The sequence below is a fragment of the Empedobacter sp. UBA6745 genome (genome assembly GCF_002453775.1).
Classification (GTDB): domain Bacteria; phylum Bacteroidota; class Bacteroidia; order Flavobacteriales; family Weeksellaceae; genus Empedobacter; species Empedobacter falsenii_C.
Window position 1 is genome coordinate 16,131 of record NZ_DKHL01000016.1, and the last position, 12,549, is coordinate 28,679.

10 protein-coding genes are annotated in these 12,549 nt (G+C 31.5%); 4 read left to right on the forward strand and 6 right to left on the reverse strand.

Annotated features, from left to right (window positions below):
• The first annotated feature begins 45 nt into the window (after positions 1 to 45).
• On the forward strand, positions 46 to 768 hold the full coding sequence (locus B4H69_RS05285) for a YqjF family protein (RefSeq protein ID WP_180906015.1): 723 nt from the start codon (positions 46 to 48) through the stop codon (positions 766 to 768).
• A 3-nt stretch (positions 769 to 771) separates the two neighbouring features.
• Here B4H69_RS05285 and B4H69_RS05290 read toward each other — a convergent pair whose 3' ends face one another.
• Positions 772 to 1,251: a GNAT family N-acetyltransferase gene (locus B4H69_RS05290; RefSeq protein WP_180906014.1), complete on the reverse strand. Its 480-nt coding sequence runs from the start codon at positions 1,249 to 1,251 to the stop codon at positions 772 to 774.
• Between the two features lie 161 nt (positions 1,252 to 1,412).
• Here B4H69_RS05290 and B4H69_RS05295 point away from each other — a divergent pair, with 161 nt between their 5' ends.
• Positions 1,413 to 2,183: a CDGSH iron-sulfur domain-containing protein gene (locus B4H69_RS05295; RefSeq protein ID WP_180906013.1), complete on the forward strand. Its 771-nt coding sequence runs from the start codon at positions 1,413 to 1,415 to the stop codon at positions 2,181 to 2,183.
• Positions 2,184 to 2,254: 71 nt separating this feature from the next.
• Here B4H69_RS05295 and mnmA read toward each other — a convergent pair whose 3' ends face one another.
• From mnmA to B4H69_RS05310, 3 genes are all read right to left on the reverse strand, one after another.
• Complete coding sequence (gene mnmA, locus B4H69_RS05300) at positions 2,255 to 3,448, reverse strand: tRNA 2-thiouridine(34) synthase MnmA (protein WP_180906012.1); 1,194 nt, start codon at positions 3,446 to 3,448, stop codon at positions 2,255 to 2,257.
• A gap of 64 nt (positions 3,449 to 3,512) precedes the next feature.
• Complete coding sequence (locus B4H69_RS05305; protein WP_180906011.1) at positions 3,513 to 4,829, reverse strand: Na+/H+ antiporter NhaC family protein; 1,317 nt, start codon at positions 4,827 to 4,829, stop codon at positions 3,513 to 3,515.
• A 165-nt stretch (positions 4,830 to 4,994) separates the two neighbouring features.
• Entirely contained in the window at positions 4,995 to 5,861 is an 867-nt protein-coding gene (locus tag B4H69_RS05310) for a cupin-like domain-containing protein (RefSeq protein WP_291093041.1), read from the reverse strand.
• Positions 5,862 to 6,150: 289 nt separating this feature from the next.
• On the opposite strand from B4H69_RS05310, the gene B4H69_RS05315 reads away from it, so the two are divergent.
• Positions 6,151 to 8,304, forward strand: a complete 2,154-nt coding sequence (locus B4H69_RS05315) for an OmpA family protein (protein WP_291093043.1) — start codon at positions 6,151 to 6,153, stop codon at positions 8,302 to 8,304.
• Positions 8,305 to 8,367: 63 nt separating this feature from the next.
• Here B4H69_RS05315 and B4H69_RS05320 read toward each other — a convergent pair whose 3' ends face one another.
• A complete protein-coding gene (locus tag B4H69_RS05320; RefSeq protein WP_038333863.1) occupies positions 8,368 to 9,573 on the reverse strand; it encodes an RsmB/NOP family class I SAM-dependent RNA methyltransferase in 1,206 nt (401 codons plus the stop codon).
• 54 nt (positions 9,574 to 9,627) lie between these two features.
• Entirely contained in the window at positions 9,628 to 10,050 is a 423-nt protein-coding gene (locus B4H69_RS05325; RefSeq protein ID WP_291093045.1) for an acyl-CoA thioesterase, read from the reverse strand.
• A gap of 362 nt (positions 10,051 to 10,412) precedes the next feature.
• On the opposite strand from B4H69_RS05325, the gene B4H69_RS05330 reads away from it, so the two are divergent.
• The gene (locus tag B4H69_RS05330) at positions 10,413 to 12,545 is read left to right on the forward strand and encodes a Tex family protein (protein WP_291093047.1); all 2,133 of its coding nucleotides are present in this window, start codon (positions 10,413 to 10,415) and stop codon (positions 12,543 to 12,545) included.
• Positions 12,546 to 12,549: the final 4 nt, after the last annotated feature.

The window sequence follows — 12,549 nt, forward strand, 5'->3', positions numbered from 1 at the left end:
GCAATAGATTTTGTACCTTCAACCATAAGTTTAACAAGGTTTTAAGTGAAATATACAATCAAACAAATTTTAGCCGAAACAAATCATCGTGCTTGGCAATATCCTTCAAAATCGTGGAAATATTATCAAGAATGGAACAAAGCTTTATTTTTTCATTACAAAATTGACAAAAAAATTTTGAGAGAATTAGTTCCAAAAAATCTAGAAATTGATGAAATAAATGATTCTGCTTGGGTTTCGCTTGTCGCTTTTACGATGGAAAAAATTAGACCTCGCTTTTTTCCTGCATTCTCTCCTATTTCTGATTTTGACGAAATTAATTTGAGAACCTATGTGACAAAAGACGAAAAACCTGGCGTTTATTTTTTATCGATTGAAGCTGGAAAATTATTTTCTGCAATTTTAGCTAAATCATTATCAGGTTTACCATACGAAAAATCAAATATCAACAGAACCGAAAATTCTTATCAAGCCAATCATCCCAAACGAAATTTCTCTTTATTAACGGATTTCCATGTTGGAATGCAAGTAAAACACAAAACTGAATTGGATTTATTTTTGACTGAACGATATTGTTTGTATTTGGAAGATCACAATCAATTGTTTCGTTATGAAATTCAACATTTACCATGGAAAATCAATCAACTTGAATTAGATTTTTTAACGATTGATTACCAACTTCAAGATTTAAATATCCATTCGAGACCAGATTTAGTGCATTATTCAGAAGGTGTGCAAGTTGTCGCTTGGGAGAAAGAAAGAGTTTAACAATTAAATTTTCTTCTTCAACAAATGTTGCATTCCATTGAACCATTCACGTTGAGAACCGTCATCTATATAACCGACTTTTAGATACAAATCATATGCTGATTTATTGTTGAAATTAACCGCTAAAACCAATTCATCAATTGTAGGAAAATTATCTTTTACAAAATCATCCATCAAATTCATAGAAATTTTTCCGTAACCCTTTCCTTGAAATTCTGGATTTATCGATAAAGAACGCAACAACAACGAATTCGTATTATTCGTCATCTCCAATTTATCGTCACCATAATCTAACACAAAAAAACCAATTGGCACTTCATCTAACAAAATTGTAATTGGTTTTGCATGTCCATCTGCGCGTAATTTCAAACGCTCAAAAGTCTCGCTAGGCAAGGCTGTAAAAGGAATTTGGTCTTCTGGCAAATTGTATAACAAAGCATCGTGATGTTTGGTTTCTGTATGTTTGAGTTGAATTGTCGACATGCTAATTATTTTAATTAAAATTAATCAAAACATTCTAAATCTTATGTAAAAACAACAAGGTTTATCTATTAAATTTTAACGAATTATCAATAAAAATTTAAAATCATTCTAACTAAAATACTTTTTAAATTGTAGATAATTTCAATCTAAAATCTACAATTATGGATAATCAAAATAAGTTAAATATTCAAATCGGGACAACTCAAAATACAGATGGTATCTATGTAGAAGTCACAGAAAATGGACCTTATATCTTGCACGGAAAACCTAAAATTGTTCAGCAATTTATCGTTCCAAATCAGCAAGGAATTTCTATCAATTACCAAGAAGGAGAAGAATTTGAAGCAAAAGATGCAACTTATATTTGTCGTTGTGGATTATCCCAGCACAAACCTTATTGTGATGGTTCGCATAAAAAAGCAACAGAAAATGGTGTGGATTTAACTGAAAAAGCAACTTTCAATCCCGAATTATTAACTGCAGAAGTTATAGAAGGACCTGTTGTTTCGCTCACTGATGACGAAAAATTATGTGCTTTTGCTCGATTTTGTGACAATGGAAAACGTATTTGGAACCAAGTTCAAGATTCTACACAAAACTCTGTTGATTTGAGTGTTGAAATGGCGCATCATTGTCCTTCTGGACGATTGATTGTTTGGGATGAAAATAATCAACCAATCGAAGATGATAACACCTCAGCTTCTGTTGGAATTATTGAAGATGTTACGAATGATTTAAGTGGTCCTTATGCATTATGGGGAGGAATTCCGCTAAAAAGTGCGAATGGCGAATATTACGAAGTACGAAATCGACAAACAATTTGCCGTTGTGGACAATCTTCTAATAAGCCTTTTTGTGATGGAACACATGCTTCGATGAGATTTCAAGATGGATTACCAAAGCAACCAAAAGCAGATGGAAAAGTTTTTTAATAAAATAATATTAACATAAAAACGCTCAAGAAAATCTTGAGCGTTTCAATATAATAATGATATTTATATTTTTAATTATTAATAACACCAGAACCTAAAAGTTCGTCATCAACATACCACGCACAGAATTGACCTTCTGTAATCGCAGATTGAGGATTTTCAAATTCAACATACATTCCGTTTTCAGCTTTGTGTAAAATTGCTTTTTGCAAAGGTTGACGGTAACGAATACGCGCCATCACTTCCATTGTTTCATCGGTTTTCAAAGTTAAATCTTCGCGAACCCAATGTACTTCTTCCTCTTTTATAAACAATGCTTTCTTCAACAAACCTGAATGATCAGCACCTTGACCTGTGTAAATAACATTTGTCTCTACATCTGTATCAATAATAAACAAAGGTTCTACTTTTCCTCCAACTCCCAATCCTTTTCGTTGACCGCGAGTGAAATAATGCGCACCTTGATGTTTACCTACAATTTCTCCGTCTTCTTGTTTATATGAGAAACCTTTTGCTTCGAAATCTAATGCTTCATATTTATTTGCAAAAGTTGGAATTTCTCTTTTATATCCGTTCCAATCTTTGGCTATTTCTACAATTACACCTTCTTTTGGTTTTAATTGTTGTTGCAAAAATTCGGGTAAACTAACTTTTCCAATAAAACATAAACCTTGCGAATCTTTCTTATTCGCTGTAACCAAGCCTTGCTCTTGTGCAATTCTTCTTACTTCTGGTTTTTCTATATCTCCAATTGGGAATAATGCTTTGCTTAATTGATCTTGCGACAATTGACACAAGAAATACGATTGATCTTTATTGTTATCATTACCTTTTAACAATTGAAAAATCTCTTTTCCATTTTCATCAATTGTAGAAGTTTTTCGTGCATAATGTCCTGTTGCAACGTAATCTGCTCCTAGTTCTAAAGCTGTTTTCAAAAACAAATCGAACTTAATTTCTCGGTTACATAACACATCAGGATTTGGTGTTCTTCCTTGCTCGTATTCATTGAACATATAATCTACAATACGTTCTTTGTACGAATCAGACATATCAATTACCTGAAAAGGAATATCTAATTTTTTAGCTACCAACAAAGCGTCTGCACTATCTTCTATCCATGGGCATTCATCTTCCAACGTTACCGATGCATCGTTCCAATTACGCATAAATAATCCGATCACATCATAACCTTGCTCTTTTAGCAAATAGGCTGTAACACTTGAATCTACTCCTCCAGAAAGTCCTACGACAACTCTTTTCATCTTAAAAAATTTCAGTCTACAAAGTTATAAAATAATATCCGACGAATGATTATCCTACATCAATCTATTTTTTAAATGATTTTGGCTGAAAAAATAAGATAAAAATAAGGGTACAAATTCCTGTTAAAAACGGATAATATAAGTTAGATAATACATCAACAGAAGAAACTTTTGTTGCACTTGAAATTGTATTTGCAGCAGCAACAGCTGCCAAAACTTGTGCTCCATAAGGTAAAATCCCTTGTACAAAACATGAAACTGTATCCAAAATACTCGCCACGCGTCTACCTTCTAAATCGTGATGATCAGAAATGTCTTTTGCTATTTTACCACAAATCAAAATAGTAATCGTGTTATTTGCCAAACAAGCATTTGCTAAAGCTGTAAGCGACGCAATACTCATCTCAGCTTGACGTTTTGTTTTGATATTTTTGGTTAGATGATAAATGATAAAATCTAATCCACCATTTAGACGAATAATTCCTACAATTCCGCCAATGATTAAACAAATAATACTCAACTCAAACATTCCTTTGAAACCTTCATTAATAGAAGAAACTAAGTCTAGTAAAGGAACACCTGAATAGAACAAACCAATTCCAAGAAACGATAGAATTCCTACAATTAAAGCCCAAATCACATTAATTCCAGACATTGCAAGTCCAAAAACTAATAGATAAGGTAAGATTAAAATCAAGTCAAAATCTAACTGTTTTCCTTGAAAATTGGTTGTGTCAAAATGTTGAGAAAGTGAAAAATATATAATCGTCGAAACAATAGCTGCTGGAACTACTATTCGAAAATTAGTTTTAAATTTAGATTTCATACTAACTTCTTGCGTGCGTGTTGCAGCAATTGTTGTATCAGAAATAAACGATAAATTATCGCCAAACATTGCTCCACCAACCACTGCTCCTAACAAAATTGGCATAGAACCTGGAATCATTTTATCCATTTGTACTGCAATCGGCGCAACGGTTACAATTGTTCCAACCGATGTGCCCAAAGCCGTCGATATAAAGCAAGACAACAAAAAGAATCCTGCTACAATAAAGGAAGCTGGAAGGTAATTCAAGAATAAATTAACTGTTGATTCTACAGCACCAATTGTAGACCCTAAACTTCCAAACGCTCCAGCGAGAAGAAAAATTAAAATCATCAACATAATGGTTTCTTCACCTGCATTCTTACAAAAAGCCTCGGCTTTCGTATGAAATGAAACCTTAGGGAATTGAACAAATGCAATTACGAGCGCCAACATGAAAACAACCAATGCTGGAACGGAGTAAAAATCGTTTAGATAAATAGATGCCGAAAAATAGACAAGTATGAAAATGATTAAAGGCAATAAAGCCCAAAAATTTCCTTTTTTTATGATCATATTACTAAAAATTCAGAAAAATATTCTGCAAATATCTATCGAAATTTTAAAACATGAAAATCAAATATTTATTGATTTATAAGTTTTTAGGACAGTAGAATAAAAAAAGGAACATCTTTCGATAGACATTCCTTCATTTAGAAAATTTTTCTAAAAACTGTATTTTTATTTCGCAATTAATTTATTTGTTTGTGTAATTGCGCGCTCATTTTTTTCAAGAATCCAAGCCTGACCTTTTATTTTTCGCATAATATTATCATACGTACGCATCAAAAAAACATTATAAATAGCTTCTGATAAATGCTTTGGTTTATGCGCTAACGAACGCAAACTCATCGAAAAACCTGGCGTCAAATATTTCATGTAATGCCACCAACCTTCTGGCATATAAAGCATTTCTCCGTGTTTTAAATCAGCAACCATAGGATTGATATTTTTCAGCGCTGGCCATTTATCAAAATCTGGATTATCAAAGTCAATATCTTCTCTACAAATTACCGAATGCGGAATTTTGTACATGTATTTCGAATCCTCTGGCGGAACAATAATACAACGTTTTTTTCCTGCAAAATGAAAATGCAAAATGTTCGCTAAATCGATATCATAATGCATAAAAACATTCGATCCTTCACCTCCAAAAAATAACATTGGCATCGATTTGAAAAGATTCAAACCCAAATCTGGCATTTTATAATCTTGTTGCAATTGCGGAACTTGACTCATCAAATTATACAAAAATATACGCAAATCTGTCGGTTCACTTTGCAACAAATCCACATATCCAGACATTTTCATCTTTGCAACTGGTTCATTTACTTTCTTCGTATAATCAACCGGATCATTATTATATAAAGGGACAACCTTGTCGCCAGCAACTTGTTTTATATACTCAAAATTCCACTTTTCGTACGCAGGCCAATCCTCTGTAATTCGCTCTACTACAACTGGTTTTTGAGGTTTAACGTAATATTTCTGAAAATCTTTTGCAGAAATACTTTCTACTCTTTCAACTTCTGTGAAATTAAAATTCATCTTTTATGTAAAATAAAGTGCAAATTTACTTAACTTTTTTGTTAAATCTGAACGATGCAATTATTAAACCAATCTTTTTTAGATATGATTGAATAATTATTTCTGATTTGATAATTTATTAAATATACATTAAACTTTACAATAACTGATGATAGAAAACACATCAATTCTTTCATTATCTTTACATTGAATTTTTAAAATTGATTCGTTGAACGCAAAAAATCTATTTTTTCCCATCTTTTTTATTCTACTGAATACATTTTGTTGTGCACAGCAAATTTTTCCGTATTTGGAACTTAAAAATGAGGAAGATTTTGAAAAAATAGAAGCAATTTCTCTCGAAAACAACTACAGTTTTAATCATTTATTGGGAAATTTGAGTCATATTTTTACTTTTCAGAACAATTCTTCGGAAAATATTTCGGCTAAATTTATTTACCCTTATCAAGCTTCTCAAAATGTATACGAATTAAAAGCTTTTGTAAATGATAAAATTTTTGAAATTCAATCCAAATCAATTGTAGATATTCGAAAAGAGTTGAAAAATATTGACGCTTCAACTATTTTTAAAAATCAACAAAACAATCAAGTTTTACAATTAGATTTAGGAAAAATTCCTGCGAATGCAATAATTAAAATTCAGCTAAAAGTTTCGAAAATTGTTGAAGAAAATAGTTTGAATTATCAAGTTTCGTTTCCAGAATTTATCGTTAAACGAACAGAATCTTTTACGCAAATTCATCGTTGGAACAATCAATTGAATGGTTTTCCGAAAAACATAAATTCAAACATTCATCTTTCTGGAAATTTTCCAATTTCAAAAATTGTTTCTGATTTAAAGTTTTCAAAGGAAAATGATCGAAATTATGTTTCAAAAAATTCCGATAAAAAGATTCCAACTCTTCAATATGCTTATACAAAAAATGAACTACAAACCGGAATTGAAACGTTTACTGAAAATGGTTGCGATTATATTTTAGGAACAATTGAACCTGCAAATAATCCTTCTAAATATAATGCTCCACGAGAATTTTTGTTCGTTTTGGATGCTTCTGGTTCTATGATGAATCAACCAATTGAAACTTCCAAAAAATTGATGAATCAACTTCTTCCAAATCTAAACGAAACAGATAAATTTAATGTGTTGGTTTATTCTACGAAAAATGAATTAATTTTTAATTCTTCTCAATTTCCAACGAAAGAAAACATCAATTTAGCTTTAGAAAAAATTAATTCTTTGAGTGGAACTGGCGAAAAATTATTGGATGAAGCAATAGAGCAAATTCAGAAAAATCCTTTTGATAAAAATTATAAACGAATCATTACAATTATTTCTGATGGAGCGATGAATTTGAATGAAACTGTTTACAATTCACTCCGAAATTATGCAAAAGATACTCAATTTATAACATTAGGAATTGGAAAGGAATTGGACTATCATGCGATGAATTTCATAAGTTTAGCAACAGGAACGCTTCCGATTACGGTCAATGAACCAAGAGAATTGAATCAGAAAATAACACAATTTCTGCAAGCTGTTTTGAATTCTTCTATTTATCATCTTAAAGTTCAATCATCCCAAATCAACCTCAACGAAACGTTTCCGAAGAATTTCAATACGTATTTAGCTCAAAATTCTGTCAATTTTGTTTCACGCGATTGTAATCGTCGTTATCCAAAAAAAATAGAAATTATTGGTAATCAATCGAACCAAAATTTCACTCAAAATTTTGAAATCAAACAACCAAATCCAAGTGAATTTACCGAAGCAATTAAGTTTTATTGGGCAAAACAAAAAATTGATTATCTCTTAAAAGATGAGGAACGTTGCGGTGAAATGTGCAAAAAAGATGGACGATATCGAAAAGAAATTGAGAAAATTGGAACTGAATTTAACATTTCAACACCTTATAATTTATTGATCCAGAAAGGAAATATAGAAAATTACAACAATGATTATGATACAGATGGCGATGGCGTGATGGATATCGAAGATGAATGTCCGTATATAAAAGGAAATCGTTTTGGAAATGGTTGTCCAGAAAGCAATTTGAGTGATAAAAAGATTGGAAATTATGTTCAAGATTATTCAAATTATTTAATGGAAACCGTCGAATTTGATTTTGATAAAGCTGAAATCAGAGCTATTGATTATCCAAAATTGAATGAAGTTGTTGCAATTATGAAACGAAATCCATCACATCATTTTGTTATCGAAGGTCATACAGATGCGGTTGGAACAGAATCTTACAATATAGATTTATCACAACGAAGAGCAAACGCTGTGTTGAATTATTTGATAGAAAAAGGCTTAAATAAAAATCGATTTTCAATTTCCGCTAAAGGTTTTTCAGACTTGAAACACAAAGAATGCAATCCTGCTGCAAATTGTATTGACTGGAAAAATTTTGAAAATAGACGAGTTAGATTTAAGATAAAATAATTATTGTAACAAAAAAAGACCAAGCTTTCACTTAGTCTTTTGTATCTTATAATAATTAACAGCTTAAGAAATTCTTTCAATCAAAGCCATGTAGAATCCATCATAATTAGTTTGAGATGGATAATGCATTTTATCTGAAACCATTTTATAATTTGGATTATTCTTCAAGAATTTTTCTACTTGCTGCTCATTTTCTTGTGGTAAAATAGAACAAGTTGCATAAACCATCATTCCACCAACTTTAATGATTTTAGAATAATCAGCTAATATTTTTTCTTGTGTTGCTAATATTTCGTCAATAAATTCTGGTCTTAATTTCCATTTTGCATCAGGATTACGTTTCAAAACTCCCATTCCAGAACAAGGTGCATCAATCAATAAGCGATCAGCAGAATTCTCCATACGCTTGATTGTTTTTGCTTCAATCACCTTTGTTTGTACATTTTGCACATTGTTACGTTTTGCACGACGTTTCAATTCTTTCAATTTCCAATCGTACAAATCCATTGCAATAATTTGCCCTTTGTTTTCCATCAAAGCAGCTAAATGCAATGTTTTTCCTCCTGCACCAGCACAAGCATCTACCACACGCATTCCTGGTTGAACACGTAAATATGGCGCAATCAATTGTGATCCTGCATCTTGAACTTCGAACCAACCATTCTGAAATTCATCTGTACGAAAAATATTTGTTTTCTCTTCTAGCTCTAAAGCATCTTGATATTTCGATAAAACTTTCGTTTTTATTCTACGCTCCTTCAACGCTTTTTGTAATGTTTTACGGTCTGTTTTCAAGGAATTCACACGTAAAACTGTTGGTGCTTGCGAGTTCATTGCATGCACTTCATCTAACCAACGATTTCCCAACGACTTCTCTCCTAACTCGAACATCCAATCTGGATACGATTCAGCAACCGCAATATTTTTAGACGAATTGTGATGTCTTTTCAAGACTTCTTTTGGATAGATTTTTTGAAATTCTTCCCATTTTGGTAACGTTTGCTCTGGATCTAAAGCAAACCAAGTTCCAACAAACTCCCAAATTGTATCAGGAGAAAGCGGACGGCTCATTGCCCCTTCAACCAAACGTTTCCAACGAACTAAATCGTAAACCGTTTCGGCAATAAAAGCACGATCGCGCGCTCCCCATTGCTTATTCGATTTCAATGTTCGCTCAACTTCTTTATCTGCATATTTTCCTTCGAAGAAAATTTGTTGCAATGTGTCGGTAATTCCGACAAATAAATTTTTATATGGTAAAATCTTCATAACTCGGTGCAAATTTACAAAGACTTAAATGATTAGCGTAATTAATTTATAAGATTATACAACTTCAAAAAGATCTTTTATCTTTTGAGGAACCTCAACCACTTTATTTTGCTGATAATCGAAGGTAACCATTCCTGTTTTCGCTTTTGCAATTAATTTATCTTTTGTAGAAATTTTATAGATTACATCAAAACTAACACGCGAAAAATCTTGCACACCAATCTCAATCAACAATTCATCACCATAAAAAGCTTGATTTTTATACTCAATCGCAACATCACCCATAATCACACTTACACCTCCAAAATCTAATTCCGAATAGCCATAATGTTGAAAAAACTGAATTCGCGATTCATGTATAATGGACAATACTTTATCGTTTGCCAAATGATTTCCATAATTGAGATCAGTTATGCGTACTGGTATTATTGTTGAAAATAAAAATTTGTCTGAAAAATCTAATTTTATACGAGCCATTTTGTAGATATATTTGCTCAAAGATAAGAAAGTTGTATAAAAAAAAACGGGTTTAAGCTCCTCAGCTTAAACCCAATTGATTTTTAAAAAAACTTACACTAGTAAGTATAAATTTAACATTAAAAAAAATCAATCTTACTCTCTACTACCTAAGGTCAAATTTAGAAATAATTTAATAAACACCAAAACTTTTTAGAAAATTTTTATTATTCTTTTTTATTTAAAATAAGACTGATATTAAAAACTCTAAATATTAGATTATTATATAAAAAAAGCACTCTATTAAATACGACCTATATAAATAAAACATGCTATTTTTTATGTTTGTGAAAAATAGTAATTTGCAAGGCCAAACTTTTAACATGAATTTGATTCAATACATTCATCAACATCTTAATTCTATTTCAGAAAAATCAATCAACAATACAGTAAATTGTTTGAATGAAGATAATACCATACCCTTTATTGCGAGATATAGAAAAGAGGTCACAGGAAATCTTGATGAAGTTCAAATTTCTGCTATAAAAAAACTGCAAAATCAATACAATGAAATTGTTTCTCGAAAAGAATTTATTTTAAAAACATTAGAAGAACAAAATCAATTGAATAATGAATTACAACAACGTATTCAGAAAAGTTTTGATTTGGTCCAATTAGAGGATTTATATCTTCCTTATAAAAAGAAGAAAAAAACACGTGCGACAATTGCGAAAGAAAAAGGTTTAGAGCCTTTGGCGAAAATCATCATGAAACAAAATAATATTCCTGATTTAGATGATTTAGCAAAAAAATATCTGAATGAAGATGTGACAAGTATCGAAGATGCTTTTGCAGGTGTACAAGATATTATTGCGGAATGGATCAATGAAAATGAGTATGTGCGTCATCGATTACGAGATATTTTCAGAAAATCTGCTTTGATTGAAAGTAAATTAGTCAAATCTAAAATAGATGATGAAGATTCGGCTAAATATTCGAATTATTTTGAATACGAAGAACCATTGAAAAAAATTGCTTCTCATCGATTATTGGCTATTTTACGTGGCGAAAATGAAAATTTCTTGAAAGTAAATGTATCAATTGATAAAAAAGAAGCCTTCAAATTTTTGGAGTACACGTTGATCAAATCTATTCAACCAGAAGTTTCTTGGGTTATTGAAGAAGCTATAAAAGATGCGTACAAACGACTTTTGGCTCCTTCAATCTCAAATGAAGTGTTGAAAGAGGCAAAACAAAAAGCAGATGAAACATCGATTAATGTTTTTTCGAAAAACTTAAATCAATTGCTTTTAGCACCACCTTTGGGACAAAAACGAATTTTGGCAATAGATCCTGGTTACAAATCGGGGTGTAAAGTGGTTGTTTTAGATGAACAAGGTGATTTGTTGCACAACGAAAATATTTATCCACATGCGCCACAAAATGAAAAAATACAAGCTATCAAAAAACTAAAATCGCTTGTCAATGCTTATAATGTTGACGCAATTTCGATAGGAAATGGAACGGCTTCTCGCGAGACAGAAAATTTGGTACAGAACATTGCATTTGATCGTCCACTAAAAGTTTTTGTTGTGAATGAAGCTGGTGCTTCGGTTTATTCGGCTTCTAAAATTGCGCGCGACGAATTTCCAGATAAAGATGTTACTGTTCGTGGCGCTGTTTCTATAGGCCGTCGTTTACAAGACCCTTTGGCAGAGTTGGTAAAAATAGAGCCAAAATCGATTGGAGTTGGTCAGTATCAACATGATGTCGATCAAACTTTATTGAAAAATGAGTTGGATGATGTTGTTTCTTTCTGTGTGAACAAAGTTGGTGTAAATCTGAACACGGCAAGCAAACATTTGCTAAATTATGTCGCTGGAATTGGCGAAAAAATGGCTGAAAATATTGTAGAATATCGAAGCGAAAATGGTGCTTTTAATTCGAGAAAAGATTTACTAAAAGTTCCTCGTTTGGGCGAAAAAGCATTCTTGCAAGCTTCTGCTTTTTTACGAATTCCGAATGCAAAAAATCCGTTAGATAATTCTGCTGTTCACCCAGAATCATATGCTCTTGTAGAGAAAATGGCGAAAGATTTGAAAGTTGATTTGAAAGATTTGATTCAGAATAAAGAATTGATTAATCAACTTGATTTGACAAAATATATTACAGAAAAAGTAGGTTTACCAACTTTAGAAGATATTAAAAAGGAACTCGAAAAACCTGGTTTAGATCCGCGTTCTACAGCCAAAGTTTTTAGTTTCGATCAACGATTAAAGAAATTCGAAGATTTGCAATTGGGCATGAAAGTTCCTGGAATTATCAACAATATTACTAATTTTGGTTGTTTTGTAGATATAGGAATTAAAGAAAATGGCTTAATTCATATTTCTAAAATTTCGAATGAATTTATTTCTGATGTGAATTCAAAAGTGCATTTAAGTCAACAAGTTGAAGTAACCGTAATTGGAATTGATACAGAAAAACGTAAAATTCAATTATCTTTGATTGATTAAGGAA

Excerpts from the sequence above, each read along its gene's own strand:
- B4H69_RS05290 (WP_180906014.1), bottom strand. The coding sequence starts at position 1,251 with ATGTCGACAATTCAACTCAAACATACAGAAACCAAACATCACGATGCT.
- B4H69_RS05305 (WP_180906011.1), bottom strand. The coding sequence starts at position 4,829 with ATGATCATAAAAAAAGGAAATTTTTGGGCTTTATTGCCTTTAATCATT.
- mnmA (WP_180906012.1), bottom strand. The coding sequence starts at position 3,448 with ATGAAAAGAGTTGTCGTAGGACTTTCTGGAGGAGTAGATTCAAGTGTT.
- B4H69_RS05320 (WP_038333863.1), bottom strand. The coding sequence starts at position 9,573 with ATGAAGATTTTACCATATAAAAATTTATTTGTCGGAATTACCGACACA.
- B4H69_RS05310 (WP_291093041.1), bottom strand. The coding sequence starts at position 5,861 with ATGAATTTTAATTTCACAGAAGTTGAAAGAGTAGAAAGTATTTCTGCA.
- B4H69_RS05330 (WP_291093047.1), top strand. The coding sequence starts at position 10,413 with ATGAATTTGATTCAATACATTCATCAACATCTTAATTCTATTTCAGAA.
- B4H69_RS05295 (WP_180906013.1), top strand. The coding sequence starts at position 1,413 with ATGGATAATCAAAATAAGTTAAATATTCAAATCGGGACAACTCAAAAT.
- B4H69_RS05325 (WP_291093045.1), bottom strand. The coding sequence starts at position 10,050 with ATGGCTCGTATAAAATTAGATTTTTCAGACAAATTTTTATTTTCAACA.